Genomic DNA, 25845 nt, shown 5'->3' on the forward strand with positions numbered 1-25845 from the left:
CATCCCGCATGTGAGGACAGACTAGGAGAGCGGCAGTGCCGTACATCATCGCTGAACCGTGCGTTGACGTGAAGGACAAGGCGTGCATCGAGGAATGCCCCGTGGACTGCATCTACGAGGGTGGACGCATGCTGTACATCCAACCGGACGAGTGCGTGGACTGTGGTGCATGTGAACCGGTCTGCCCGGTGGAAGCCATCTTCTACGAAGACGACACCCCGGATCAGTGGGCCGGTTACGTCAACGCCAACGTCGACTTCTTCGACGAGCTGGGTTCGCCCGGCGGCGCCACCAAGGTCGGCAAGGTCGACTTCGACCCGCCGTTCATCGCCGCGCTACCGCCGATGGCCAGCGAGTAGGTCGGGCCTTTGACCGCGCGTGGCCGGGTGAGCGCTCTGCTACCCGATTTTCCCTGGGACACCATCGCTTCCGTGAAGGCGAAGGCCGCTTCGCATCCGGACGGCATCGTCGACCTCTCGGTCGGTACACCGGTCGATCCGGTGGATCCGCTGATCCGCGAGGCGCTTTCGTCGGTGGCGGAGGTGCCCGGCTATCCGACCACGCACGGAACGCCCGAATTGCGCGAAGCCGTTGTCTCGGCGCTGAAGCGGCGATTCGGGATCACCGGGGTGGACCCGGCCGCCGTGCTACCCGTCATCGGCACCAAGGAGCTGATCGCGGGCCTGCCGCGACTACTCGGGCTGGGCGCACAGGATCTGGTGGTCATCCCGGAGGTCGCGTACCCGACCTACGAGGTGGGTGCGCTGCTGTCCGGCTCGCGCTATGTGCGCGCCGACGGCACCGCACAGCTCGGGCCGGAGAAGCCCGCGCTGATCTTCCTCAACTCGCCGTCCAATCCCACCGGCAAGGTGCTGGGCGTCGATCACCTGCGCAAGGTGGTGCAGTTCGCCCGCGAACGCGGCGCGGTGCTGGCGTCGGACGAGTGCTACCTGGGCCTGGCCTGGGAGGGCCGCGCGGTCTCCATCCTCGATCCCGAGGTGTGCGACGGCGACCACACCGGGCTGCTGGCCATCCACTCGTTGTCGAAGACCTCGAATCTGGCGAGCTACCGGGCCGGTTTCGTGACCGGCGACCCGGAGCTGGTGGCGGAACTGCTGGAGGTGCGCAAGCACTCCGGCATGATGCTGCCGTACCCGATTCAGGCGGCCATGACCGCGGCCCTCGGTGATGACGCGCACGAGGTGCAGCAAAAGGACCGCTACCGGGCGCGGCGGGTGGTGCTGCGAGATGCCTTGCAGCGCGCCGGATTCCGCATCGACGATTCCGAGGCGGGTCTGTATCTCTGGTCGACGCGCGGTGAGCCGTGCCGCACGACCTTGGACTGGCTGGCCGAGCGCGGCATCCTGGCGGCGCCGGGCGAGTTCTACGGTCCGCGGGGCAACCAGCACGTGCGCATCGCGCTGACCGCGACGGACGAGCGTATCGCCGCCGCCGCTGATCGCCTGACCAGCTGATTTCCCGTTAATACGGGGCCCGTGATACCGTCTACGACGTTGCAAGGCCCAGTGGCCGAGTGATGTGTAAGGCCCTGTGGCGCAGTTGGTTAGCGCGCCGCCCTGTCACGGCGGAGGTCGCGGGTTCGAGTCCCGTCAGGGTCGCAGTATCTGGAAAGCCCCCCGGAATCCCGGGGGGCTTTTCGATTTTCGGGGTTCCCGGCTATTTCTTCGAGTCTCGAAAATCCTGCCCGCCGTCGGCGCTGAACTCGATCTTTCCCGAAACTGACCCGTAGGTCTTTCACACCGCCTATAACAGGTTCTCATCGCGTCTCGATGAGGAGTCTTTCAGTGCGTGGTCTTTCCTATGAAACCCCCGGCAAGAGTGTTTTCGGCAGCAATGTCAACCGACGTGGGTTCCTAGCTGCAACAGGTGTCATTTTGGGGGCGGCCGCACTACTACCGAAGATGCCATCGGCGCGGGCGCTACCCACCGGGGCGATCAACGACGGTGACACCATGCCGATCCTGGTCATCGGCACCGGGTACGGCGGCGCGGTCGCGGCGCTGCGGCTGGCGCAGGCCGGGCAGAGCGTCGTCATGGTCGAGAAGGGCATGTCCTGGACCCAGCCCGGGTCCGACGGCAAGGTCTTCTGCAACATGCTCAACCCGGACGGCCGCTCCTTCTGGCTGCGCACCGAGACCGTCCAGCCGATCAACCACTTCATGGGCGCGCCCTACGACAAGTCGATCCCGAGCTACACCGGCGTGCTGGATGCCGAGCAGTTCAGCGGGATTCGCGTCTACCAGGGGCGCGGCGTCGGCGGCGGCTCGCTGGTCAACGGCGGCATGGCGGTGACGCCCAAGCAGGAGAACTTCGCCAGCATCCTGCCGTCGGTGGACGCGGCCTCGATGTACAGCACCTACTACCCGCGGGCCAATGCCGGGCTGAAGGTGAACAACGTCGATCAGACCTGGTGGCAGTCCGCCGACTGCTACCAGTTCGCACGGGTCGGCAAGAAGACGGCCGAAGCCTCCGGGTTCAAGACGACCTTCGTGCCGAACGTCTACGACTTCAACTACATGAAGCAGGAGCAGGCCGGCACCGCCACCAAGTCGGCGCTCAACGCCGAGGTCATCTACGGCAACAACTACGGCAAGAACTCCCTGGACAAGACCTACCTGGCGGCCGCGTCCGGCACCGGCAAGGTGACCATCGTGCCGCAGCACGTGGTCACCACCGTCGCACCGGCCAACGGCGGTGGGTTCTCGGTGACCATGAACCAGATCGACACCAGCGGCAACACCGTGAAGTCGAAAACCGTTACGGCGCAGAAGGTCTTCTTCGCGGCGGGCAGTGTGGGCACCAGCAAACTGCTGGTCACCCAGAAGGCCACCGGCAAGCTGCCCAACCTGCCCGACTCGGTCGGCTCCGGCTGGGGCAACAACGGCAATGTCATGGTGGCCCGGCAGAACCAGGCGTGGGACGCCACCGGCAGTCTGCAGTCCTGCATCCCGACCCTCGGCATCGACAACTGGGCCGACAGCGGCGGCCCGGGCTTCGCGGAGATCTCGCCGTTCCCGGCGGGCATCGAGACCTTCGCGAGCCTGTACCTGGCCATCACCAAGAATCCGAACCGCGGCGTCTTCTCCTACAACTCGGGTTCCGGTGGCGTGGACCTGAACTGGCAGACCGCCTGGAACCAGCCCAGCATCGACTGTGCCAAGCGCATCTTCGACCCGATCAACAAGAAGCAGGCCACCATCTACCGGACCGACCTGTTCGGCGAGTACAAGACCTGGGGCGACGATTTCGTCTACCACCCGCTGGGCGGCTGCGTGATCAATGTGTCCACCGACAACTACGGACGGCTCAGCTCCTACCCGGGCCTGTACGTCATCGACGGCTCGCTGATCCCGGGTCTGACCACCGTCAACCCGTTCGTCACCATCACCGCGCTGGCGGAACGCAATATCGAGAACATCATCGCCAACGACTTCAAGTAGCGATCGTCTCGACCGCGTAAGGGGGTTGGGGGCTAGGCCCTCCCAACCCCCTTGCCCGTCCGGAGCGTGTTCGTCCCGGCCGGGCCGCGGCAACCGGGTTAGCGTTGGATATGGACGCTGTCACGGTTGTCCCTGCCCCCGGCAACGAACCGGTGCACACCTACGCACCGGGTAGCCGCGAACGCGAGCTGCTGACCACCAAGCTCGCCGAACTCTCCGCTTCGACCCTGGACGTGCCGCTGGTGATCGGCGGCAAACATCAGGCCGGGAGCGGGAAACGGCTGAATATCGTGATGCCGCATCGGCACCGGCACCCCCTCGGGACCTATACCGACACCACCCACGACGAAGCTCGGGCGGCCATCGCGGCCGCCACCGCCGCCGCACCCGCCTGGCGGGCACTGCCCTTCGAGGAGCGGGCCGCCGTGCTGCTGCGGGCGGCGGATCTGTTGGCCGGGCCCTGGCGCGAGACCATCGCCGCCGCCACCATGCTGGGCCAGTCGAAATCGGTGCAGCAGGCCGAGATCGACGCACCCTGCGAACTGGTGGACTTCTGGCGCTTCAATGTCGCCTTCGCCCGGCAGATACTCGCGGTGCAGCCGGAATCCGGTGCGGGCGTGTGGAATCGGATGGACTACCGGCCCCTGGAGGGGTTCGTGTACGCCATCACCCCGTTCAACTTCACCGCCATCGCCGGGAATCTGCCCACCGCGCCCGCGCTCATGGGCAATACCGTGGTCTGGAAACCCTCGTCGACACAGACGCTCTCGGCGTATCTGACCATGCGGCTGCTGGAGGAGGCGGGACTGCCGCCCGGTGTCATCAATATGGTGACCGGAAGCGGTGCGAAACTGTCGGAGGTGGCGCTGGCGGATCCGCGGCTGGCGGGCATCCACTTCACCGGCTCCACTCGCACCTTCCAGTCCCTGTGGCAGACCGTCGGCTCGAATATCGGCCGGTACCACGGATATCCGCGGCTCGTCGGCGAGACGGGCGGCAAGGATTTCATCCTCGCGCACTCCTCCGCCGATCCGGACGCCCTGCGGACGGCCATGGTTCGCGGAGCCTACGAGTATCAGGGCCAGAAGTGCTCGGCCGCCTCCCGCGCCTACATCGCCAAGTCGGTGTGGCAGCGGATGGGGCAGGATTTCCTGTCCGAGGTGGAGTCGCTGACCTACGGCGACGTGGCGGATCTGTCGAATTTCGGTGGGGCCGTGATCGACTCGCGGGCCTTCCTCAAATGTGAGGCCGCCATCGACCGGGCGAAGAGCGCCGGGATCGATATCCCGGTCGGCGGTGGCTGCGACGACAGCGAGGGCTGGTTCGTCCGCCCGACCGTGCTGCTCGGCGACGATCCCGGCGACGAGGCGTTCTCCACCGAGTACTTCGGTCCCCTCCTGTCGGTCTACGTCTACGACGACGGTGCGCCCGACGCGTTCACCGACATGCTCGACATCGTCGACTCCACCTCGCCGTACGCGCTGACCGGCGCGATCTTCGCCCGCGATCGCCAGGCCGTCGAATCCGCCTCGACCGCATTGCGATTCGCGGCGGGCAACTTCTATATCAATGACAAGCCCACCGGCGCGGTGGTCGGTCAGCAGCCCTTCGGCGGCGCGCGGTCCTCGGGCACCGATGACAAGGCGGGCTCGCATCTCAACCTGTTGCGCTGGGTCGCGCCCCGCACGCTCAAGGAAACCTTCGTTCCCCCAACGGATTACCGCTACCCCCACATGGAGGCGCGATGAACCCGCTACGTCCGGCGATCCTGGCGGCGGCCGGATCGTCGCGGATGAAGGACGCCATCACCAAGGTGCCGGTGACCGCCGCGGTGGTGCGCCGCTTCGTGGCGGGGGAGACCCGGGCCGAGCTGGCGCCCGTGGCGCGCGAGCTGCTGAAGAGCGGCCGCTCGGTCAGTGTGGACTTCCTCGGTGAGTACACCACCGACCGGGCGCAGGCCGATGCCGCTGTCGCCGAATACCTTTCGCTCATCGACGCCTTGGCCGAGGCCGACCACGAGATCCCGGGTGTGCCGTCGGTCGTCCCGCGGGTGGAGGTGTCGCTCAAGCTGTCGGCCCTGGGGCAGTCACTGGGCCAGGACGGTCCGGCCATCGCCGCGGAGAACCTGCACAAGCTCTGCGCCAAGGCCGTCGAACGTCACGTGTGGGTGACCGTCGACGCCGAGGATCACACCACGACGGCCGACACCCTGGAAGCGGTCGCGGCGGCCCGCGCCGAATTCCCTTGGCTGGCAGTCGCCTTGCAGACCTATCTGCGCGCGGCCGAGGACAATGTCCGCGACCTGGCCACCGACGGCACCCGAATCCGGCTGTGCAAGGGCGCGTATCAGGAACCGGCCACCGTCGCCTACCAGCGCCGCGCCGATGTCGACGCGTCCTATCTGCGCTGTCTGGCGGTCCTGATGTCGGGCGGCTGGTACCCCATGATCGCCTCGCACGATCCGGCCATGATCGCCGCCGCCCTCACCCTCGCCACCGAGAACAACCGGGTGCCGGGCGATTACGAGTTCCAGATGCTCTACGGCATCCGCGATCCGGAACAGCGCCGCCTGGTCGACGAGGGGCACGCCCTGCGCGTCTACATCCCGTACGGCACCCAGTGGTACGGATATCTCATGCGGCGCTTGGCCGAACGCCCCGCCAACCTCGGCTTCTTCCTGCGGGCGCTGGCCGAGCGTTAGACGAGCGGGCGGCCGAAGCGGCGGCGCAGGCGCATGTCCGCGAGGTAGACGTTGAAGGGGAACAACCGGATCACCGTGGGCATACGGGTCCACACCGCGGCCAGCGCACGCAGGCAGCCGCCGAAGATGCGCTCGTCGCGGGCGGTCCAGGACATGCCCATCTGGTTGCGCAGATGCGGGGGCAGCAGCGCGGTGACGATGAAGCGGTGCAGGCCGCCCAGCGCGATCTGCAGCGGCCAGGCCAGCATCTTCAGATCGGTGAGGGCGTTGAAGTAGGTGCGGGTGGCCTCGTCGATGGTCTTGGTGGCGAGGTTCTCCTCCCAGTAGACGTAGAACTCGTCACGGGTGGCGGGCCACATCTCCTCGCGCATCTGCAAGGTGGTGCCCAGGCGCGCGCAGTGCCGGTAGAAGGCCTCGGCCACTTCGGGATCCATCGGGCCGCGCATGCGGTGATAGACGTCGTCGAAGCCCCAGTAGATGCAGGCGGCCACCCACAGCTGCAATTTCGGGTCGAAGGCGTTGTATTTGACCGGGCTGCCGGGCTTGGTGTGGATGGTCCGGTGCGCGCCGTTGACGGCCTCACGGTAGGCGCGGCGGTCCTCCTCGTCGCCGATCATGGCGACGGCGAGATAGGTGATGGTGGTGCGCAGCCGTTTGAACGGGCGCACCATGATCGACCCGCTGTGCACCTCGGATTCCATGACGCCGTAGGCCACCGGGGTGAGCGACAGCTGCATGATCACGTTGGCGGCACCGCCGAGGAAAGCGCCGACACCGTCGATCAATTCGCGAACTTGCTCGGTGGTCATCGGCTCGGGGCCGACCGGTTCGTGCTCGAACTTGCGCAGTGGGGCGGTCATCGTCGACACGGCTCCTCGTCGTCACTCCTCGCCGGTGAGGAGAGTGTGAGAAAATTCGCTTGTCACCTTCTCACCGTGGGGCGAGGGTGTCAATGTGCGAAGATTGGTGCCTCACCGTTTCTTTGCGACCGGAAAGGGCTCGGACCCATGGCCAAGCTGGCCAAACTGCTGCCGCTCGTGCGCGGATCCGGTCCCGAGGACCGCAATCAGGCCAAGGTACTCGACGCGGCCATGCTCGCCTTCCTCGACTTCGGGATCAAGCGCACCTCCATGGTCGAGGTCGCACGCCGGGGTGGCCTCTCGCTGGCCACGCTGTATCGCCGGTTCGCGGGCAAGAACGATCTCATTCAGGCCGTCGCCCTGCGGCAGGCCCGGCAGTTCATCGAGATCGCGGACGCCGCGGTGGCCCGGCAGGTCGACCGGGACGCCAGCGCCGAGGATCAGATCGCCGCGCTGTTCATCGCCTGCATCGAGGGTCTGCGCGGCAACCAGTTGCTGGACCGTCTGCTCAAGACCGAACCGGAAATGGTGCTGCCGTACCTCACCGTGCAGGGTGCGCCGGTGATCGAGATGGGCCGCGACTACCTGGCCGAGTTCATCTCCCGGTTGCAGGCCGAAGGCAAAGTGCCGCAGTACGATCCGCTGCCGCTGGCCGAGATGATCGCGCGCGCCGCACTGTCGTTGGCCCTGACGCCGCAGACCGTCATTCCGCTCGACGATCCGGTGGCGCTGCGGCAGTTCGCCCGCGACCACGTCATCCCGGGCTTCCGAATCCTCTGAGCCGCAACGGTTCTCACACCAGCCGCAGGCCCAGGCGGCGGCGCAGCCGCATGTCCATCAGGTAGGCGTTGAGCGGGAACGAGCGCACCGGCGCGGGCACCACGCCCTCCGCCGTGCCGACCACCCGCAGCAGGCGGGCCAGCAGCCGGTCCTGACGCGGACTCCAGGTCATCCCCATCTCGTCCCGAAGGTGTTGCGGCAGTAGCCCGGTCACGAAGAAGCGGTGCAGGCCGCCGAAGGCGAGCTGGAACGGCCGGGGCAGCATCTTCAGATCGATGAGGTCCTCGAAATAGGCTTTGATCTTGGGATCGATGCGGGTGCGCGCGAGGTTCTCGGCCCAATAGCGTTCGAAGGCTTCACGATCCGCGGGCCACATGTCCTCGCGCACTTGCAGCGTGGTGCCCATGCGGGCCGAATGGTAGTAGAAGGCGTCGGCGTCGAAGTCGTCCATCGGGCCGTGCATGCGCTCGTAGAGATCGCGTGCGCCCCAGTACAGGCAGGCCGCCACCCAGAGTTGAAGTCCGGGGTCGAAGGCGTTGTACTTCACCGCGCTTCCGGCGCGGGAGCGGACCTGTCTGTGCACGGAGTCGACGGCCTCACGATAGGCCGTGCGGTCCTCCTCGGTGCCGAGCAGGGCGACGGCCAGGTAGGTCAGGGTGGTGCGCAGCCGTTTGAGCGGGTGGATCATGACGTTCCCGGATTCCACGGGACTCTCCACCACGCCGTACCCGACGGGTCGAAGGGAGAGTTGCATGATCACATTCGCGGCCGCGCCGAAGAACCCGGCGGCGCCGTCGAGATATTGGCGGATGTCGACCTCGGGCGCGGAGGTGTCGGCGTCGAACGGATCGTGAAGCGGCCTGGTCATCGTTGACCACATCCTCTGATGAGAAGGTTGTACAGAAACTTTCTTACCCACTCGGGTGGCCTGTCAACCGACTTGGCGAACTCGCAAGCGATTCGTTGCGCAGACCCCTCCGGTAGCGTGAGCCCGTGTCGCCGCTGTTGCTGAGTTCGCTGAATCCGGCCGCCATCGCCGCCGGAGCCGATATCCCCGATGCCGTCACCATCGACGGCGAGACGCTGTCGCGCAGTGATCTGCTCGGCGCGGCCACCTCGGTCGCCGAGCGCGTCGCGCAGGCGCGCCGGGTGGCGGTGCTGGCCGAACCGACCGTCACCACCGTGCTCGCAGTTGTCGGCTGCCTCATCGCCGGGGTGACCGTGGTACCGGTGCCGCCGGACGCGGGCAGCGCGGAACTGGCGCACATGCTCGAGGATTCGGGTGCGCAGGCGTGGCTGGGCAAGGCTCCCGAGGGTTCCGACCTACCGGTGATCCCCGTGCGCAAGCACGCGCGCTCCTGGCACCGGTACGCCGAACCGGCCGGGCAGGCAACGGCTTTCATCCTCTACACCTCCGGCACCACCGGTGCGCCCAAGGGTGTGGTGCTCAGCCGCGACGCCATCGCCGCGGGCCTGGACGCCCTGGCTGAGGCGTGGGGCTGGACCTGGAAAGACACACTGGTGCACGGGCTTCCGCTGTTCCACGTGCACGGCCTGATCCTCGGCGTGCTCGGCCCGCTGCGGGTCGGCAGCCCGCTCGTGCACACCGGCAAGCCCACCCCGCAGGCGTACGCGCGGGCGCACGGCAGCATGTACTTCGGCGTGCCGACCGTATGGTCGCGGATCGCCGAAGATCCCAGCGCGGCAAGGGAATTGGCGAAGGCGCGCATCCTGATCTCCGGCAGTGCGCCGCTGCCGGTGCCGGTGTTCGAGCGGCTGGCCGAACTCACCGGGCACGCGCCGATCGAGCGCTACGGCATGAGCGAAACCATGATCACGCTGTCCACCCGTCCCAACGGCGAACGCCGCCCCGGCTGGGTCGGCACGCCGGTGGCCGGGGTCGAGACCCGATTGCGCGACGAGGCCGGGCAGCCGGTTCCGCACGACGGGGAAAGCGTTGGCGGACTGCAGGTTCGCGGCCCCATGCTGTTCGACGGCTACCTGGACAAGCCCGAGGTCACCGCCGAGAACTTCACCGCCGACGGCTGGTTCAAGACCGGCGACGTGGCCGTCATCGACGCCGACGGCTTCCATCGCATCGTGGGCCGGGAATCGGTGGACCTGATCAAGTCCGGTGGCTACCGCATCGGCGCGGGCGAGATCGAGACCTCGCTGCTGGGGCATCCGGCGGTCGCCGAGACCGCGGTCGTCGGCGTGCCCGACGCCGATCTGGGGCAGCGCATCGTCGCCTACGTGGTGCTGCGGGACGGCGGCCCCGAGCTCGCGCAGACCCTCATCGACCATGTGGCGGGCGAACTCTCGGCACACAAGCGCCCGCGCGAGGTCCGGGTGGTCGAATCCCTGCCCCGCAATGCGATGGGCAAGGTGCAGAAGAAACTGCTGGCTTGACCTCGAGCTTGGTCGAGGTTCTACGGTGATCCCATGACCGCAGCGCTTTCGCCCGCCCAGATCGAGTACCTCGAGAGTCAGCGACTCGGGCGGCTCGCCACCATCCGGCCCGACGGCTCGCCCCAGAACAATCCGGTGGGTTTCCGCTACAACGCGGCGCTGGGCACCATCGACATCGGCGGCCGCGACCTCGGGGCCAGCCAGAAGTTCCGCAACCTGCTGAAGGAGGAACGGGTCTCCTTCGTGGTGGACGACATCAAATCGGTGCAGCCCTGGGAGGTGCGTATGCTCGAAATCCGGGGCACCGCACAGGCGCTGCGCGACGTCGAACCCTTCTATCCCGGCCTGTCGCCCGAGCTCATCCGCATCACCCCGGAACGGGTCATCGCCTTCGGCATCTGACACCGGAGTTCCGGTGCCGGAGGTTTCGGGGTCTCGTCGCGCGGCCGAGCGAACATCTAGTTTCTTGGAGACGAAAGTTTCACGCTTCCAAGGAGATTCGCTCGATGCCTTCCGCTCTGCGTACCACCGTGGCGGCCGCCGCCGTCTTCGCCGGTCTGCTCGCGCCCGCCGCCGCGGCGAGCGCCGACGCGCTGCCGCTCACCCCGATGGCGCAGAACGCCGATCCGGTCGCGGCGCCCAACACCACCGGCACCGGGTCGGTGAACACCGGGGCCTTCGGGTCCTTCGACCCGTCGGCGGCCGGTTCCTCGAACCTGATCAAGGCGTTCCAGACCGGATCGGGTCAGTGCGAGCCGACTCCGCCGTGGATGATGTACCCCGGCGCCGGCTCCTCGAACCCGCTGTGCAGCCTCTACCACTGAGCGCGAAAACAAACGAAACCCCTTGTGCGGCAGTTGCCGCACAAGGGGTTTCGTCGAGTCTTGGGCTAGTCGTTGGCGTGCAGCGCCGCGTTCAGCTCGACACCCGTGCCCATGCGTGCCCGGACCTCGACCGCGCCGGTCACCGAGTTGCGGATGAACAGCAGGTTGGACTGCCCGGACAGCTCACCGGCCTTCACGACGGTGCCGTCCGGCCCGGTGACCTTGGTGCCCGCGGTGACATAGAGCCCCGCCTCGACCACGCAGTCGTCGCCGAGCGAGATGCCCAGGCCCGAGTTGGCGCCCAGCAGGCAGCGCTCGCCCAGCGAGATGACCTGCTTGCCGCCACCGGACAGGGTGCCCATGATGGACGCGCCGCCGCCGACATCGGAGCCGTCGCCGACCACGACACCGGCCGAAATGCGGCCCTCCACCATGGAATTGCCGAGCGTGCCGGCATTGAAGTTGACGAAGCCCTCGTGCATGACCGTGGTACCCGAGGCCAGGTGCGCGCCCAGACGCACGCGGTCGGCGTCGGCGATGCGGACACCCGAGGGCAGTACGTAGTCCACCAGACGCGGGAACTTGTCGACGCCGTACACGGTGACCGGGCCGCGGGCGCGCAGCTTCAGCCGGGTCAGCTCGAACTCCTCGGTCGAGCAGGGGCCGTGGTTGGTCCACACCACATTGGCGAGCAGGCCGAACTGGCCGTCCAGATTCGCGCCGTGCGGGCGGATCAGGCGGTGCGAGAGCAGGTGCAGGCGCAGGTACACGTCGTGGGTGTCGACCGGCGCGGCGGACAGGTCGGCGATGGTGGTGCGCACCACGACCACCTCGACCCGACGGGCCTCGTCGGTCCCGACGCTGTCGGCGAACTTGGCGTATTCGACATCGGAGGCGTCCAGGCGCTTGGAGCCGGTATCGCTGAATTCACCCAGTTCCGGATACGGATACCAGGTGTCGAGCACCGTCCCGTTCGCGGTGATGGTGGCGAGGCCGACTGCTGATGCTCCCTGAGTACTCACGTCCCATTACGTTACCGTGCTGTGAATTCGTACCGCGTGCGGTGCCGATTTGTGCCAACGCAGCCACCGTGCGAAGAACGGAGGCGTTTCCTCCTTTAGGGTGGATGAAATGACCCCCCTCGATCTGAGTGCCGACCCCATTTCACTCACCGCCGCGCTCGTGGATATTCCGAGTGTGTCGAAGAACGAGAAGGTCATCGCCGACATCGTCGAAAAGGCACTGCGCGAGCAGACTTCCGGATTCGAGATCGTGCGGCACGGCAATACCGTGCTGGCGCGCACCGATCGCGGGCTGCCCACCCGGGTCATTCTGGCCGGGCACCTGGACACCGTACCGATCGCGGACAATGTGCCCAGCCACTTCGAGACCACCGCCGACGGGGAGCGGCAGCTGTGGGGCTGCGGCACCGTCGACATGAAATCCGGTGACGCGGTGTTCCTGCATCTGGCGGCCACCGTGGCCGAGCCGGTGCACGATCTGACGCTCATCTTCTACGACTGCGAGGAGATCGCCGCCGAGTTCAACGGGCTCGGCCGCATCGAACGCGAATTCCCGGATTGGCTCGAGGGCGATCTCGCCATTCTCGGCGAGCCGTCCGGCGGCTGGATCGAGGCGGGCTGCCAGGGCACCCTGCGGATCCGGCTCACCACCTCCGGCGTGCGCGCGCACACCGCGCGAGCCTGGCTGGGGGACAACGCGATTCACCGTCTGGCCCCGATCCTGCAGCGGCTGGCCGACTATCGGGCGCGCGAGGTCGAGATCGACGGCTGCACCTACCGCGAGGGCCTGTCCGCGGTCCGCGTCGAGGGCGGCGTGGCGGGCAATGTGGTGCCCGATGTGGCCACCGTCGACGTGAACTTCCGCTTCGCCCCCGACCGCACCCTGGACCAGGCCACCGAGCACGTGCGCGAGGTGTTCGCCGGGCTGGAGCTGGATTTCGAGCGCACCGACGGCGCGCCCGGCGCCCTGCCCGGCCTGTCCAATCCGGCCGCCAAGGACCTCATCGAGATCGTGCACGCGCACGGCAGCGGCGGGGTGCGCGCCAAGTTCGGCTGGACCGATGTCTCGCGGTTCGCCGCCCGCGGCATCCCGGCCGTCAACTTCGGCCCGGGCGACCCGAACCTCGCCCACAAGCGCGACGAGCACCTGCCCGTCGACCAGATCACCCAGGTAACGTCGATGCTGCGCAGCTACCTCACCGGGGCCAAAGCCTGATCGGTTGTTCAACACCGCGCTGATCAAGCGACCGGCGGCGGTTACGGGCGACATGTACGGTTGGCTGCATGTCTGCTGACGAAGAGGTGCGTTCGCCTAAGACTCCGCGATTCCGGGGGCCGATCATGTTGCGGCGGGATCGGAAAAAGGGGATAGGGACCACGGATCAGCATTTACTGGACGAGCGCGGCGGGGCGGATTGGGTGCACACCGATCCCTGGCGGGTACTGCGCATCCAGGCCGAATTCGTCGAGGGCTTCGGTGCGCTGGCGGAGGTGCCGCGCGCGGTCGCGGTCTTCGGTTCCGCGCGTACGCCCGCCGACTCGCCGGAGTATCAGGCCGGGATGGCCATCGGAAGTGCTTTGGCCCGAGCCGGTTTCGCGGTCATCACCGGCGGCGGCCCCGGTGCGATGGAGGCGGCCAACCGGGGTGCGTCCGAGGCGGGCGGCTATTCCATCGGCCTCGGCATCGAGCTGCCGTTCGAGCAGCACCTCAACGAGTGGGTCGACCTCGGCATCAACTTCCGCTACTTCTTCGCGCGCAAGACCATGTTCGTGAAGTACGCCCAGGCGTTCGTCTGCATGCCCGGCGGTTTCGGCACCCTCGACGAGCTCTTCGAGGCGCTGACCCTGGTGCAGACCCACAAGATCACCCGCTTCCCGATCATCCTGTTCGGCACCAAATACTGGGCGGGACTGATGGATTGGATGCGCGACTCGCTGCTCGGCTCGGGCAAGATCGCGCCCGGCGACCTCGGGCTGCTGCACCTCACCGACAGCGTGGACGAGGTGGTGGAGATCGTGACGCGGGCCGCGGCCGCCCGCCACGAGCAGGACGACGCGGGCGTCGTGGAGGACCAGTGGTGAACGAGCCGTACGCGGTCTGCGTCTACTGCTCCGCGTCCGTCGACGATCCGCGGGTGCTGGAACTGGCGGCCGCGGTCGGCACCGAAATCGGCCGTCGCGGTTGGCAACTGGTGTCCGGCGGCGGCAATGTCTCGATGATGGGCGCGGTCGCGCACGCGGCGCGGGCGGCCGGTGCCAAGACCATCGGCGTGATCCCCAAGCAGCTGGTGCACCGCGAGGTCGCCGATATCGACGCCGACGAGCTGATCGTCACCGACTCCATGCGTGAGCGCAAACAGGTCATGGACGACCGCGCCGACGCGTTCCTGACCCTGCCCGGCGGCATCGGCACGCTCGAGGAGTTCTTCGAGACGTGGACCGGGTCCTATCTGGGGGTGCACGAGAAGCCGGTGGTGGTGCTCGATCCGCAGGGGCATTACGCGGGCCTGTTCGCCTGGATCGAGGAGCTGGGGCAGCGCGGGTACGCGGGCCGCGAGGCGCTGGACCGGGTGCTGGTGACCACGGAACTGGAAACCGCCTTCGAGGCTTTGCGTCCCAGCGACTGAGCCGACCCGCGGCCGCGCTCTTGAAGTGGAACTATTCGGTTCCACTCGACAAGATCGGGTGGATCGGCAAGGGTGGGCGGTGAGCATCACCCGTGAGGAGCACAGCGAAGTGAATACGGATGCCCGTTCGACCGTGAGCCTGTTCGACCTGGCGCGCAGTCTGCCCGGTATGGCCGTGGCGGCCCCCGGCATGCTCCGCAACGCGGTGCACATGCTGGTGAAACCCACCGACAAGGCGTCCATCGGACTGTTCTTCCAACGCGGCGCGGCCAAGCATCCGGACCGGACCTTCCTGAAATTCGAAGGCCGCCGCTACACCTGGGGCGAGGCCAACGCCGTGGTGAACCGGTACGCGAACGTGCTTGCCGCGCACGGGGTCACACGCGGCGATGTGGTCGGCATCCTGATGGTCAACCGGCCCGAGGCGCTGTTCACCGTGCTGGCCGCCGTGAAACTCGGCGCCACCGCCGGCCTGCTCAACCACAATCAGCGAGATGTGGTGCTGCAGCACAGCTTCGGGCTGTTGAACTCGGTGCTCGACGTGATCGGCGAGGAATGCGCCGACGGCCTGGACTCCCTCACCGAGGCCCGGCCCAACCTGCTGTGGTCGGAACAGCTGGCCACCGAGGCCACCGCCGCCGATCCGTCGAATCCCGCTGTGACCGAGCAGATCACGGCGAAGGAGCGCGCGTACCTGATCTTCACCTCCGGCACCACTGGGCTGCCCAAGGCCAGCGTCATGACCCACATGCGCTGGACCAAGTCCATGGCGGGCATCGGCGGGCTCGGCGTGCGTTTGACCGGCAAGGACACCCTCTACTGCTGCCTGCCGCTGTACCACAACAACGCGCTCACGGTGGCCCTGTCCTCGGTGATCGCGGGCGGCGCGAGTTTCGCGCTCGGGCGCAAGTTCTCGGCCACCCGCTTCTGGGACGAGGCCGTCGCCAGCGAGGCCACCGCCTTCGTCTACATCGGTGAACTGTGCCGCTACCTGCTCAACCAGCCCGCCAAGCGCAACGACCGCAACCACAAGGTGCGGCTGTGTGTCGGCAACGGTCTGCGGCCCGAACTGTGGGACGAGTTCCAGCAGCGCTTCGGCATCAAGCGAATCGTCGAGTTCTACGGCGCCAGTGAGGGAAACGTCGCCTTCATCAACGCCTTCAGCATCGACAAGACCGCCGGTTTCACCCCGCTGCCCTTCGCCATCGTGGAATACGACGACGCCACCGGCAAGGCCCTGCGCCACCCCGACGGCCGACTACGCCGGGTGCGTCCCGGAGGCGTGGGCCTGCTGTTGGCAAAGGTCACCACGAGCTCCCCGTTCGACGGCTACACCGACGCCTCCGCCACCGAATCCAAGCTCGTGCGTGACGGTTTCACGAACGGCGACTGCTGGTTCGACACCGGCGACCTGGTGCGCGATCAGCGCTTCGGTCACATCGCCTTCGTCGATCGGCTCGGCGACACCTTCCGCTGGAAGGGCGAAAACGTGGCCACCACCGAGGTCGAGGGCGCCTTCGACGGCATCGACTCCGTCATGCAGGCAGTCGTTTTCGGCGTCGACATCCCCGGGACCGACGGCAAGGCGGGCATGGCCGCGGTGACCCTGCACGACGGCGCTACCTTCGACGGCAAGGTCGCCGCCAAGACGCTCTACGACCACCTCCCGGTCTACGCCGTCCCCCTGTTCATCCGCGTCGTCCCCGAACTCGAGCAGACCTCCACCTTCAAGAGCCGCAAGGTGGAACTGCGCAAGCAGGGCTACACCCCCGACGACCAGAGCGCCCTCTACGTCCTCGCGAACCGCACCGACGGCTACGTCCCGGCATACCCGGAATACGCCGCCGAGGTCGCCGCGGGCCGCGCCCCCGGCAACTGACCAGCACCCGGTCGGGACACTGTTCCGGTCGGCTGCCCAGCAACGGTCACACAGCGCTCGGTACAGTCGAGGGCATGTGTGCGCCGTTGCCGACATTGTGCGGAAAGCCGGTGGCGACGGATCGGGCGCTGGTGATGGCGATCGTGAACCGGACGCCGGATTCCTTCTACGACCGGGGCGCGACGTTCACCGACGAAGCCGCCATGAACGCCGTGGACCGGGCGGTCGCCGAGGGCGCGGATCTGGTCGATATCGGCGGGGTGAAGGCCGGGCCGGGCTCGGAGGTGGACGCCGTCGAGGAGGCCCGCCGGGTGGTGCCGTTCGTGGCGGCCATCCGGGCGCGCTACCCCGAGTTGTTGATCAGTGTGGACACCTGGCGAGCGGATGTGGCGCGGGCCGCGGTGGCCGAGGGCGCGGATCTGATCAACGACACCTGGGCGGGAGCGGATCCCGAGCTAGTGAGCGTTGCTGCCGAGTTGGGCGTAGGAATCGTGTGCTCTCACACCGGGGGTGCGATTCCGAGGACCCGCCCGCATCGCGTCCGATACGCCGATGTGGTGGCCCAGGTCACAGAGACGGTGGTGACCGCCGCCGAAAATGCTGCGGCCGCAGGGGTGCCGAAGGACTCGATTTTGATCGACCCGACCCATGATTTCGGCAAAAACACCTATCACGGGCTCGAATTGTTGCGGGCGATAGACGTTCTTGTGAAAAGCGGATGGCCCGTCTTGATGGCGCTGAGTAATAAGGATTTCATCGGAGAGACTCTTGGTGTCGGGTTGACCGAGCGATTGGAGGGCACATTGGCAGCGACCGCATGGTCCGCAGCCGCGGGCGCTCGCGTCTTTCGCGTCCACGAGGTCGCCCACACCCGCCGGGTGGTGGACATGATCGCCGCCATCCAGGGTCACCGCCCACCCGCCCGTACCCTGCGAGGTCTCGCATGAAAACAGACTGGGTGCTCACCAACACCTTCGATAGCCCCGATTGGACCGTCGAGGAACTGATCGCGGCCAAGGGTGACCGCACGGTGTCCGTGGTCCTGCCCGCACTCAACGAGGAGGCCACCGTGGCCGCCGTGGTGGCCAGTATCCGGCCCCTGCTCGGCACCCTGGTGGACGAACTCGTCGTCCTGGACTCCGGATCCACCGACGCCACCGCGGCCCGCGCACGGGCCGCCGGAGCGGACGTGGTGACCCGGGAACAAGCCGTCCCCGAACTCGACCCCGTCCCCGGCAAGGGCGAATGCCTGTGGCGTTCGCTGGCCGTCACCACCGGCGACATCATCGCCTTCGTGGACTCCGACCTGATCGACCCGGACCCGAACTTCGTGCCGAAGCTGCTGGGCCCGCTGCTGACCGTGGACGGCATGCATCTGGTCAAGGCCTACTACCGCCGCCCGCTGCGCACCGGCGAGGCGGTCGACCACCACGGCGGCGGTCGGGTCACCGAACTGGTGGCGCGCCCGCTGCTCGCCGCGCTGCGGCCCGAACTCTCGAATGTGCTGCAGCCCTTGGGCGGTGAGTACGCGGGCACCCGCGAACTGCTTACCTCGGTGCCCTTCGCGCCGGGCTACGGCGTCGAAATCGGGCTGCTGCTCGACACTTACGACATGCTGGGCCTGTCCAGCATCGGTCAGGTCAACCTCGGCGTCCGCCAGCACCGCAACCGCCCGCTGGCCGACCTGGGCGTCATGAGCCGCCAGATCCTGGGTACCGTCCTGGGCCGCAGCGGAATTCAGGACTCCGGAGCGGCCCTGACCCAATTCCCGCTGGTGGCAGGCGAATTCATCGCCAACACCACCGAGGTCTCGCTGGCGGACCGCCCGCCGATGAACACGCTGCGCCCGGAAGAGGCCGCCGCGTAACACGCCACGGTCGACCGCCCGATCGCTCAGCGATCGTGGCGGTAGATCGGGGTCAGCAGATCCGCCTCGATCGGCTCACCCGTGGACCGGTCGTAGCGCACCCCGACCACCGCCGAGAACGGATGGGTGGCGGCGCGCTCGTGCAGGGTGGCGAGCCGGGTTGCCAGCAGCCGGATCGCGCCCAGCGAGGCGGGCGGGTGCAGGCCGTCGATGACCAGCACGCTGCCCTTGCCGTCCGGGCGGGGTAGCCGGGCCAGATAGGCGATGTCGTACGGCTCGGTGCCGCCGGGCCGGTATACCCGCCGCGCCGCCCGATCCTCGATGCCGCGCCGCACCCGGCCCGCGCGCGCCACCGTGCGGCGTAGCCGGGGGTCGGCGGCCACCAGATACCGCAGGCTGGGCGACAATTCGGGTCCGCCGAGCACGATCAGGCCGTCACGGTCGAGATCGAGCGGGCGGCCGGGGAGGAACCGCTGGACATTGGCGGTGAACCCGAGTTCGCGCAACAGCTCCACCAGACGGTGCGGCGCGGCGGGATCCGGCGCGCCGACCAGGGCGATGGAGCGGGTGGTGCTGCGAACGTCGGGGGTCAGGATGGTCAGCGGGCCGTGACCGAAGAACAAGCCTTCCGGAACCGGGCCCTGGGTACTCACCTGATGGATGCGGGCGCGGGAAAGTCCCGCGGCCGCACCGATTCTCGCGAACGTCCAGCCCTCGGCATGCAGTTCGCGAATGACGGCGCGACGGATGCGAGTCAGCTCATTGATCTGCTGCTGCGCCGCCGCGACGCCCTCTGTGGCGGCTTTCAGGCGTTCGACCTTGTCCTCGATCGCGAATACCCGGGCCACCTCGTCGGCCGACATGTGCGCAGTCTAGATAGCTGGACAGCATCATGCGTCAAGTCCGCTGGACGAGTTTGATCTCAGGTGGCGCCATCGTTGATCTCAGGTGGCGTCCGGGTCCACCGGAGGACGTTCGTTGCGCTCCAGCGGTTTTTGTTCCTTCGGCATCGAAATCGGGCCGGAACCGGTGTTGGTGGAACCGTTTCCGCTGTTCGAGGAGCTGACCGGCTTGTCGAAATTGGTCATGTCATTGAAGCTGTTCAGGATCGAATCATCGCCGTCGAGCAGGTGTTTGGTCACCATCGAGCGCGGATTCATACTGCGCAGTTCGTTCAACTGCTCCAAGGGTTTCCGGATCTCGTCGAATTCCGGCCCGAGCTCATTGCGCAATTGCTGAGTTGCGCCAGTGGCGTAATCGCGCGCCTGTTTGAGCGCATGCGCCGTCCAGCGAACGGCCTCGGGCAAACGCTCGGGGCCGAGAATCACAAGTGCGGCGACGAGCAGAATGAGCATCTCGCCCCAGCCGATATTGCTGAACACGAGTACAGGCTACCTTTCTACGGCTTCTTGTCCGTTTCCAGTGTGACTGGAAGGTCCACCTCATGGCCGTCGCGGATGATCTTGACGTTCACGGTCTGCCCGATCTCGTGCGACTGCACCGCCACGGTCAGCTCCTCCGGGCTCGTCACGTCCCGGTCGCCGACCTTCACGATGACGTCGCCCTCGACGATGCCCGCCTTGGCCGCCGGGCTGCCCGCCGTCACATCGGCCACCTGCGCGCCGCTCATCACATCGTTGGCGACGATCTTGGTCTTGGCGCTGACGCCCAGCATCGGATGCTCCACGCCGCCGTCGCGGATCAGCGCCTGCGAGATCCGCTTCACCTGATCCACCGGGATCGCGAAGCCCAGGCCCACCGAACCGCCGCTCTCGGACTTGATGGCCGAGTTGATGCCGATCAGCCGGCCCTGCATATCCACCAGCGCGCCACCGGAGTTGCCGTGGTTGATGGCGGCGTCGGTCTGCACCGCGTCCAGGGTGGCGTCGGTGTCGGTGCCCTCGCCGCCCACCTTCACCGGGCGGTGCAGCGCCGAGACGATGCCGGAGGTGACCGTCTTCTCCAGGCCCAGCGGCGAACCCAGCGCCAGCACGTCGTCGCCGACCTGCACATCGCTGGAATTGCCGAGCTGGATCACCGACAGGTTTTTCACATCGACCTTCAGCACCGCCAGGTCCGACTTGGTGTCGCGCCCGACGATGCGGGTCGGCACCCGCTGACCGTCGGAGAACACCACATCCAGCTTGGCCTTGCCCGACTTGTCATTGGCCGCCAGCGAGATCACGTGATTGTTGGTGACGATGTAGCCCTGCCCGTCGATCACCACCCCCGAACCCGTGGATCCGCTGTCGCCCAGCCAGGCCCGGACCGTGACCACCGCGGGCATGACGGCATTGACCACCTTGGTGATCTGATTGTGCGAGTCGCCGCCGCCGGGCGCGGACTGCAACGTCACCTTGCGCGAGGTGAGCGCGGACGCCGACGAACCGGTGAAGGCGCCCACGAACCCGCCCAGCAGGCCGATGAACAGGGCCACGATCGCCAGCAGCGCCAGCGCCGACCACGACACCCGGCCACCGAAAAGCACATCCCGCGCGCCCAGCTTGGCACCGGCCGTCAACGGTGCGGGTTGCGGCTGCGACACCGCCGGAGTCCCCAGGCGCGCTGCCGAATTCGGATCCCGCCACGGATCGGCGGGCGCGGCCGGGGCGGCCTGCTCGGCCGAGGCCTCCGGATCCCGCTGCAGCACTTCGGTCGAACCCTCCGGGCGACCGAAAGCCTCCGCCAGCACCGCGTCCGGCGGGCGATTGGCGATCTCGACGTCTCCCTGCGCCGCGGCCACGGCACCGGCCGGGCGGGCTGCGAAGGAGCCGCGCGCGCCGTTCGGGCGACGGAAGGCGCGGGCGGTGTGGTTGTCCACGTGCGGCCGATGGACCGGGCGCGGACCCAGCACCGGTGCGTCCGACGGCCGCAGGTTCCCCCGATCGGCTGCCGAATCAAATTCCCCAGACCGCTCGGGCCCCGGGCCCGTGTTGTTCGATTCGGTGGTCACGCTATGGACTCTACTTGCGCCACCACGAGGTCCACCGTCTGCTGTCGAACGAATCCTGATGATTGCTCGCGCATTCCTGAATGAGGGAACGCGGAATCCGGCTCAGGGTGTCGTGCAGACTCAAGGGCGCGGAGATCTGATCCGAGGACTGCCGCAGCGCGATTCGCGCCTGCTGCTGGGCATCCACTTCGGCGGCGCACTCGCGGCACACCGAGATATGGTGCGCGGCACGCAGATACGCGTTCATCCGCAATTCGCCGTCCACGTAGGCGGCGATGGCCTCACTGGCCAGATGCTCGGTGGGGGCGAAACGCGGGGGACGACGGGGCGGTCGATCCTCGCCACTCATACGCTGCACACCCTTCCGGACGATTCGAGCTGCTCGGGTGGTTCGGGGGCCCGGCCTGCGGGACCCGCGGTTCACCCGACCTTGTCGGAGGCGGCGAAACGCCGCTCCACCCCATTATGCTCGAGGTACTCGCGCAGTGCCTGGCGTCCTCGGTGGATGCGGCTGCGCACGGTGCCCAGTTTGACGCCGAGCGTCGCACCGATCTCCTCGTACGACAGACCTTCGATGTCACAGAGCACGACCGCGGCACGGAACTCCGGGGCCAGCGAATCCAGCGCGGACTGCAGGTCGGGATCCAGATTGGCGTCGTGATAGGCCTGCTCCGGGCCGGGCCCCTCGGACGGGACGCGGTCGTAGTCCTCCGGCAGCGCCTCCATGCGAATGCGGTTGCGGCGGCGGACCATATCCAGGAACAGGTTGGTGGTGATGCGGTGCAGCCAGCCCTCGAAGGTGCCGGGCTGATAGTTCTGCAGGGAACGGAAGACCCGGATGAACGTCTCCTGGGTCAGATCGTCGGCGTCCTGCGGATCACCGGTGAGGCGGTAGGCCAGGCGATACACGCGGTCGGCGTGCTCGCGGACCAGTTCGTCCCAGCTCGGCATCACGGCACGATCGCCGGTCGCGTCGAAGGCGGCGGTCCCGGTCAGGGCGGCCTCGTCGTCGGCGGGGGACAGGAGCAGCTCGCCGTCCAGCGTGGTGTCGCTGTCCAGCGGCTTGATCTGCGGGTGCAGAGTGTTGGCGGGTTCACGCGCCGCGTCGACCATGTGGATGGGATTACCTCCTACTCGGGACCGTGAACGTCGGTATCGGTGACAACCAATCGGTTGGATCAGCTGTTCCCGATCCCGGGCCCGCGGTCGCTGGCCTGGCGTGAGGCTTACTCTCGTCGGTCGTGATGTGGCATCCGTATGTGGACGCTGAGGGACACCTGAGAAAAATCGCCACACCGGCCGGTCACCGCCCCGCCTTACCGGTGTATCGCCGTTAGCCTCTACTTCGTGAGCCAGACTTCCGCGGCACAGAACCTGCAGCGCAACCTCGCCTATGTGGAGGAGTCCGTCGCCGAGGACGACATCCTCGTCGGCGCGCGCGAGCGCGCCCTCGAACTGGGCGCGGCCCCGGTCGCGCCCAGTGTCGGTGCGCTGCTCAGCATGTACGCCCAGTTGCTGGGGGCGCGGGCCGTGGTGGAGGTCGGCACGGGGGCCGGGGTGAGCGGGCTGTGGCTGCTCGACGGCATGCGCGAGGACGGCACGCTGACCACCATCGACTCCGAGCCCGAGCATCAGCGCGCGGCCCGGGAGGCGTTCCGCTCGGCCGAGATCGCGCCGGCTCGCACCCGGCTCATCAACGGGCGGGCGCTGGATGTGTTGCCGCGCTTGGCCGATGGGGCCTACGACCTGGTGTTCATCGATGCCGCGCCGCTCGAGCATCCGCAGTACGTGGTGCAGGCCGTGCGCTTGCTACGCGAGGGCGGGGCGATTCTGCTGCACAACGCGCTGCTGGGCGGGCGGGTCCCGGATCCGGCGCAGCGCGATCCGCAGACCATGGCGGTGCGGGCGGCGACCCGGGCGATCGCCGAGGATCCGGATCTGACGAGCGTGCTCATTCCCGTGGGGGACGGGCTGCTCTGCGCTTCTCTCGGCTGAAACGGCCGGTCTCAGTGGTGTTTTCAGGAGAACGCCATTGTTCCGTGCGTGGATGTTCCGCGAGGCAATATTTGTTTCCGATCAGCTTTCCCGCATGCGGTAATCCGCGCGGGCTTCGCCTGCTTCGCAACCTTTGGGGCGAATCGGCGCGGGCACTTGCCTCGGATTGAACGAGTGTTTAATGTATTGAACATGCGTTCAACCGAGGATCTGACCACCCGGGCACGAATTCGCGATGCCGCGATCGCCGTGTTCGGGGAGCAGGGGTTCGGGGTCGGCGTACGCGCCATCGCGGCCGCGGCGGGCGTGTCTCCAGGGCTGGTCAACCATCATTTCGGGTCCAAGGACGGGTTGCAGGCCGCATGCGACGAATGGGTCCGGGACACCATCCGGGCCGCCAAGATGGAGTACGTCGAGAACCCCTCGCCCGGCGAGCTCATGCGGCAACTGGCCGCGATCGAGGAGTTCGCTCCGCTCATGGCCTATCTGATGCGCAGCTTCCAGGCGGGCGGCGCGCTGATGAAGACCTTCTTCGAGCACATGGTGGAGGACACCGAACAGTACCTCCGGGCCGGCATCGCGAGCGGCAGCATCAAGCCGATGCGCGACGTGCGCGCCATGGCGCGGTATGTGGCGACCAACAACGGCGGCGGCATGATGATGTTCCTGCAGCTCTACGCCGACGAACACCCGGGGCCGGTGGATTTCCGCAAGGCCCTGCGCGACTACGCCGACCAGATGATGCTGCCCGCCCTCGAGCTCTACACCAACGGCATGCTCACCGATTCGGCCGCGCTCGACACATTGACCGCCGCACAGACCGAGCAATAACCATCACCGTCGTTTTCCTACGAGGAGATTCGATGAACGTCCCTGTGAGCCCGGCGATTCAGGTCCGGGACCTGCACAAGCACTTCGGACAGGTGCGCGCCCTCGACGGCCTCGACCTCGAGGTCGCCGAAGGGGAGGTGCACGGCTTCCTGGGGCCCAACGGGGCGGGGAAGTCCACCACCATCCGCGTCCTGCTGGGCATTCTGTCGCGCACCTCGGGTGAGGCCCTGGTATTGGGGCGGGATCCGTGGACCGACGCGGTCGCGCTGCACCGCGATATCGCCTATGTCCCAGGCGATGTCACGCTGTGGCCGTCGCTGTCCGGCGGCGAGACCATCGACCTGCTGGCCCGCATGCGCGGCGGGATCGATCAGGATCGCCGCGCCGAGCTGATCCAGCGTTTCGAGCTGGATCCGAGCAAGAAGGCGCGCACCTATTCCAAGGGCAATCGGCAGAAAGTCGCTCTGGTGTCGGCGTTCTCGTCGAACGCGCGGCTGCTGATGCTCGACGAACCGACCTCGGGCCTGGATCCGTTGATGGAGCAGGTCTTCGGCGAATGCGTGGCCGAGGCGTCGGCGCGCGGGATCACGGTGCTGTTGTCCAGCCATATCCTGTCCGAAGTGGAGAAGCTGTGCCATCGGGTCACCATCATCCGGGCGGGCCGGACCGTGGAGACCGGCACGCTGGCCGAGATGCGGCACCTGTCGCGCACCTCGATCACCGCCGAAATGGTGGGCAGCCCAGGCGATCTCAGCCGCATACCCGGTGTCGAGGACATCAGTGTCGACGGCAACACCCTGCACTGTCAGGTGGACGCCGCACACCTCGGTGAGCTCATCCGGGTGCTCGGCGATGCCGGAGTGCGCAGCCTGGTCAGTCAGCCGCCGACGCTGGAAGAGCTGTTCCTGCGCCACTATTCGCTCGACGGGCAGGCGCCCGCCGACGAGCGCGAGACGGTGTCGAAATGACCACCGCCACCGCCACCGTGCCGCGGGCGCTCGAATCACCTTTGCGCGCCGCTGATTTCACCGGAACCGGGCAGCTGCTGCGGTTGTACCTGCGGCGCGACCGCATCGTGCTGCCGATGTGGGTGCTGCTGCTGGGGCTGCCGCTGGGCAGCGTCTACATCAAGAGCACCGAGAAGGTGTATTCGACGCCGGCCGACCTGGCGAACTTCGCGGCGAGCATCCTGGCCAGTCCGGCCCAGCTGGCCATGTACGGGCCGGTGTACAACACCAGCCCGGGTGCGGTCGGCATCTGGAAGGCGGGCATGTACTTCACCCTGCTCGGGGTGGCCACCATTCTCACCGTCATCCGGCACACCCGCGCCGATGAGGAGACCGGGCGCACCGAGTTGCTCGCCTCCACCCGGATCGGGCGGTTCGCGGGACTGACCGCGGCGCTGATCGTGGCGTACGGCGCGGCGCTTTCGACCGGCCTGGTCGGCTTCCTCGGTCTCGCGGCCACCGATGTGCCGCGCACCGGTTCGCTGGCCTTCGGGCTGGCGCTGGCCGGATCCGGCCTGGTGTTCGCCTCCGTCGCGGCGGTGGCCGCGCAACTGTCGGCCAGCGCCCGCACCTGCCGCGAGATCGCCTTCGCGGTGCTGGGGGTGACCTACACGCTGCGGGCCATCGGC

The 25845-nt window shown here is 67.5% G+C and carries 26 protein-coding genes, 1 tRNA gene and 1 pseudogene; 20 read left to right on the forward strand and 8 right to left on the reverse strand.

The window, feature by feature from the left end:
* Positions 1-35 precede the first annotated feature (35 nt).
* The 6 genes from fdxA (at position 36) to ACWELQ_RS02355 (ending at position 6162) form a co-directional block, all read left to right on the forward strand.
* Positions 36-359 carry a ferredoxin gene (gene fdxA, locus ACWELQ_RS02330; protein WP_033088181.1) on the forward strand — a complete coding sequence of 108 codons (324 nt, stop codon included), beginning with the start codon at positions 36-38 and terminating at the stop codon, positions 357-359.
* 9 nt (positions 360-368) lie between these two features.
* On the forward strand, positions 369-1475 hold the full coding sequence (gene dapC / locus ACWELQ_RS02335; RefSeq protein ID WP_452395217.1) for a succinyldiaminopimelate transaminase: 1107 nt from the start codon (positions 369-371) through the stop codon (positions 1473-1475).
* Between the two features lie 70 nt (positions 1476-1545).
* Positions 1546-1619: transfer RNA gene (locus tag ACWELQ_RS02340), tRNA-Asp, on the forward strand.
* 303 nt (positions 1620-1922) lie between these two features.
* A complete protein-coding gene (locus tag ACWELQ_RS02345) occupies positions 1923-3461 on the forward strand; it encodes a GMC oxidoreductase (RefSeq protein ID WP_452395218.1) in 1539 nt (512 codons plus the stop codon).
* Positions 3462-3571: 110 nt separating this feature from the next.
* Complete coding sequence (pruA, locus tag ACWELQ_RS02350; protein WP_452395219.1) at positions 3572-5209, forward strand: L-glutamate gamma-semialdehyde dehydrogenase; 1638 nt, start codon at positions 3572-3574, stop codon at positions 5207-5209.
* The gene (locus ACWELQ_RS02355) at positions 5206-6162 is read left to right on the forward strand and encodes a proline dehydrogenase family protein (RefSeq protein ID WP_452395220.1); all 957 of its coding nucleotides are present in this window, start codon (positions 5206-5208) and stop codon (positions 6160-6162) included. Before pruA ends, ACWELQ_RS02355 begins: the two co-directional genes overlap by 4 nt.
* On the opposite strand, the gene ACWELQ_RS02360 is transcribed toward ACWELQ_RS02355, so the two are convergent.
* Positions 6159-7022 (reverse strand): oxygenase MpaB family protein, encoded by an 864-nt coding sequence (locus tag ACWELQ_RS02360; protein WP_452395221.1) that lies wholly within the window; start codon positions 7020-7022, stop codon positions 6159-6161. The two genes, ACWELQ_RS02355 and ACWELQ_RS02360, sit on opposite strands and share 4 nt — an antisense overlap.
* Before the next feature lie 147 nt (positions 7023-7169).
* Between ACWELQ_RS02360 and ACWELQ_RS02365 the strand changes: the two genes are divergently transcribed.
* Positions 7170-7802, forward strand: coding sequence for a TetR/AcrR family transcriptional regulator (locus ACWELQ_RS02365; protein WP_452395222.1), 633 nt, complete (start codon positions 7170-7172; stop codon positions 7800-7802).
* A gap of 13 nt (positions 7803-7815) precedes the next feature.
* Here the strand turns inward: ACWELQ_RS02365 and ACWELQ_RS02370 are convergent, their stop codons facing one another.
* Complete coding sequence (locus ACWELQ_RS02370) at positions 7816-8670, reverse strand: oxygenase MpaB family protein (protein ID WP_452395223.1); 855 nt, start codon at positions 8668-8670, stop codon at positions 7816-7818.
* Between the two features lie 134 nt (positions 8671-8804).
* Here ACWELQ_RS02370 and ACWELQ_RS02375 point away from each other — a divergent pair, with 134 nt between their 5' ends.
* The 3 genes from ACWELQ_RS02375 (at position 8805) to ACWELQ_RS02385 (ending at position 11035) form a co-directional block, all read left to right on the forward strand.
* The gene (locus ACWELQ_RS02375) at positions 8805-10211 is read left to right on the forward strand and encodes an acyl-CoA synthetase (RefSeq protein ID WP_452395239.1); all 1407 of its coding nucleotides are present in this window, start codon (positions 8805-8807) and stop codon (positions 10209-10211) included.
* A 33-nt stretch (positions 10212-10244) separates the two neighbouring features.
* Positions 10245-10613 (forward strand): PPOX class F420-dependent oxidoreductase, encoded by a 369-nt coding sequence (locus tag ACWELQ_RS02380; RefSeq protein WP_452395224.1) that lies wholly within the window; start codon positions 10245-10247, stop codon positions 10611-10613.
* Positions 10614-10717: 104 nt separating this feature from the next.
* A complete protein-coding gene (locus ACWELQ_RS02385) occupies positions 10718-11035 on the forward strand; it encodes a hypothetical protein (RefSeq protein ID WP_452395225.1) in 318 nt (105 codons plus the stop codon).
* A gap of 65 nt (positions 11036-11100) precedes the next feature.
* Here the strand turns inward: ACWELQ_RS02385 and dapD are convergent, their stop codons facing one another.
* Positions 11101-12057, reverse strand: a complete 957-nt coding sequence (gene dapD, locus ACWELQ_RS02390) for a 2,3,4,5-tetrahydropyridine-2,6-dicarboxylate N-succinyltransferase (protein WP_452395226.1) — start codon at positions 12055-12057, stop codon at positions 11101-11103.
* Positions 12058-12166: 109 nt separating this feature from the next.
* On the opposite strand from dapD, the gene dapE reads away from it, so the two are divergent.
* The 6 genes from dapE to ACWELQ_RS02420 all read left to right on the forward strand — a co-directional run bounded on the left by dapE (position 12167) and on the right by ACWELQ_RS02420 (position 18430).
* Positions 12167-13273, forward strand: coding sequence for a succinyl-diaminopimelate desuccinylase (dapE, locus tag ACWELQ_RS02395; protein WP_452395227.1), 1107 nt, complete (start codon positions 12167-12169; stop codon positions 13271-13273).
* A gap of 68 nt (positions 13274-13341) precedes the next feature.
* Positions 13342-14139, forward strand: coding sequence for an LOG family protein (locus ACWELQ_RS02400; protein WP_452395228.1), 798 nt, complete (start codon positions 13342-13344; stop codon positions 14137-14139).
* Positions 14136-14684, forward strand: coding sequence for an LOG family protein (locus tag ACWELQ_RS02405; protein ID WP_452395229.1), 549 nt, complete (start codon positions 14136-14138; stop codon positions 14682-14684). Before ACWELQ_RS02400 ends, ACWELQ_RS02405 begins: the two co-directional genes overlap by 4 nt.
* 109 nt (positions 14685-14793) lie before the next feature.
* Positions 14794-16563: a long-chain-acyl-CoA synthetase gene (locus tag ACWELQ_RS02410; RefSeq protein ID WP_452395240.1), complete on the forward strand. Its 1770-nt coding sequence runs from the start codon at positions 14794-14796 to the stop codon at positions 16561-16563.
* Between the two features lie 74 nt (positions 16564-16637).
* A complete protein-coding gene (gene folP / locus ACWELQ_RS02415; protein WP_452395230.1) occupies positions 16638-17510 on the forward strand; it encodes a dihydropteroate synthase in 873 nt (290 codons plus the stop codon).
* Positions 17507-18430 (forward strand): glucosyl-3-phosphoglycerate synthase, encoded by a 924-nt coding sequence (locus tag ACWELQ_RS02420; RefSeq protein WP_452395231.1) that lies wholly within the window; start codon positions 17507-17509, stop codon positions 18428-18430. Before folP ends, ACWELQ_RS02420 begins: the two co-directional genes overlap by 4 nt.
* A gap of 26 nt (positions 18431-18456) precedes the next feature.
* Here ACWELQ_RS02420 and ACWELQ_RS02425 read toward each other — a convergent pair whose 3' ends face one another.
* The 5 genes from ACWELQ_RS02425 to sigE all read right to left on the reverse strand — a co-directional run bounded on the left by ACWELQ_RS02425 (position 18457) and on the right by sigE (position 22496).
* A complete protein-coding gene (locus tag ACWELQ_RS02425) occupies positions 18457-19293 on the reverse strand; it encodes a hypothetical protein (RefSeq protein WP_120734680.1) in 837 nt (278 codons plus the stop codon).
* Positions 19294-19374: 81 nt separating this feature from the next.
* Positions 19375-19812, reverse strand: coding sequence for a Sec-independent protein translocase protein TatB (gene tatB, locus ACWELQ_RS02430; RefSeq protein WP_452395232.1), 438 nt, complete (start codon positions 19810-19812; stop codon positions 19375-19377).
* 17 nt (positions 19813-19829) lie between these two features.
* The gene (locus ACWELQ_RS02435; RefSeq protein WP_452395233.1) at positions 19830-21383 is read right to left on the reverse strand and encodes a S1C family serine protease; all 1554 of its coding nucleotides are present in this window, start codon (positions 21381-21383) and stop codon (positions 19830-19832) included.
* Positions 21384-21393: 10 nt separating this feature from the next.
* A complete protein-coding gene (locus ACWELQ_RS02440) occupies positions 21394-21732 on the reverse strand; it encodes a hypothetical protein (RefSeq protein WP_379362513.1) in 339 nt (112 codons plus the stop codon).
* Positions 21733-21803: 71 nt separating this feature from the next.
* Entirely contained in the window at positions 21804-22496 is a 693-nt protein-coding gene (gene sigE / locus ACWELQ_RS02445; RefSeq protein ID WP_452395234.1) for an RNA polymerase sigma factor SigE, read from the reverse strand.
* A 234-nt stretch (positions 22497-22730) separates the two neighbouring features.
* Between sigE and ACWELQ_RS02450 the strand changes: the two genes are divergently transcribed.
* From ACWELQ_RS02450 to ACWELQ_RS02465, 4 genes and pseudogenes are all read left to right on the forward strand, one after another.
* Positions 22731-23378, forward strand: a complete 648-nt coding sequence (locus tag ACWELQ_RS02450; RefSeq protein ID WP_452395235.1) for an O-methyltransferase — start codon at positions 22731-22733, stop codon at positions 23376-23378.
* A 192-nt stretch (positions 23379-23570) separates the two neighbouring features.
* Positions 23571-24209 carry a TetR family transcriptional regulator gene (locus ACWELQ_RS02455; RefSeq protein ID WP_452395236.1) on the forward strand — a complete coding sequence of 213 codons (639 nt, stop codon included), beginning with the start codon at positions 23571-23573 and terminating at the stop codon, positions 24207-24209.
* 44 nt (positions 24210-24253) lie between these two features.
* On the forward strand, positions 24254-25177 hold the full coding sequence (locus tag ACWELQ_RS02460) for an ABC transporter ATP-binding protein (RefSeq protein ID WP_452395241.1): 924 nt from the start codon (positions 24254-24256) through the stop codon (positions 25175-25177).
* Positions 25174-25845, forward strand: a pseudogene (locus ACWELQ_RS02465) (ABC transporter permease); the annotation flags it as partial. The gene ACWELQ_RS02460 and the pseudogene ACWELQ_RS02465, both read left to right, overlap by 4 nt.

The organism is Nocardia sp. NPDC004722, assembly GCF_053601505.1.

Coding starts and splice junctions, on each gene's coding strand:
- ACWELQ_RS02440 (WP_379362513.1), bottom strand. CDS start 21,732: ATGAGTGGCGAGGATCGACCGCCCCGTCGTCCCCCGCGTTTCGCCCCC.
- ACWELQ_RS02420 (WP_452395231.1), top strand. CDS start 17,507: ATGAAAACAGACTGGGTGCTCACCAACACCTTCGATAGCCCCGATTGG.
- ACWELQ_RS02380 (WP_452395224.1), top strand. CDS start 10,245: ATGACCGCAGCGCTTTCGCCCGCCCAGATCGAGTACCTCGAGAGTCAG.
- ACWELQ_RS02355 (WP_452395220.1), top strand. CDS start 5,206: ATGAACCCGCTACGTCCGGCGATCCTGGCGGCGGCCGGATCGTCGCGG.
- ACWELQ_RS02345 (WP_452395218.1), top strand. CDS start 1,923: ATGCCATCGGCGCGGGCGCTACCCACCGGGGCGATCAACGACGGTGAC.
- dapE (WP_452395227.1), top strand. CDS start 12,167: ATGACCCCCCTCGATCTGAGTGCCGACCCCATTTCACTCACCGCCGCG.
- ACWELQ_RS02455 (WP_452395236.1), top strand. CDS start 23,571: ATGCGTTCAACCGAGGATCTGACCACCCGGGCACGAATTCGCGATGCC.
- ACWELQ_RS02370 (WP_452395223.1), bottom strand. CDS start 8,670: ATGACCAGGCCGCTTCACGATCCGTTCGACGCCGACACCTCCGCGCCC.
- ACWELQ_RS02360 (WP_452395221.1), bottom strand. CDS start 7,022: ATGACCGCCCCACTGCGCAAGTTCGAGCACGAACCGGTCGGCCCCGAG.
- ACWELQ_RS02425 (WP_120734680.1), bottom strand. CDS start 19,293: ATGTCGGCCGACGAGGTGGCCCGGGTATTCGCGATCGAGGACAAGGTC.
- sigE (WP_452395234.1), bottom strand. CDS start 22,496: ATGGTCGACGCGGCGCGTGAACCCGCCAACACTCTGCACCCGCAGATC.
- ACWELQ_RS02400 (WP_452395228.1), top strand. CDS start 13,342: ATGTCTGCTGACGAAGAGGTGCGTTCGCCTAAGACTCCGCGATTCCGG.
- ACWELQ_RS02385 (WP_452395225.1), top strand. CDS start 10,718: ATGCCTTCCGCTCTGCGTACCACCGTGGCGGCCGCCGCCGTCTTCGCC.
- ACWELQ_RS02365 (WP_452395222.1), top strand. CDS start 7,170: ATGGCCAAGCTGGCCAAACTGCTGCCGCTCGTGCGCGGATCCGGTCCC.
- folP (WP_452395230.1), top strand. CDS start 16,638: ATGTGTGCGCCGTTGCCGACATTGTGCGGAAAGCCGGTGGCGACGGAT.
- pruA (WP_452395219.1), top strand. CDS start 3,572: ATGGACGCTGTCACGGTTGTCCCTGCCCCCGGCAACGAACCGGTGCAC.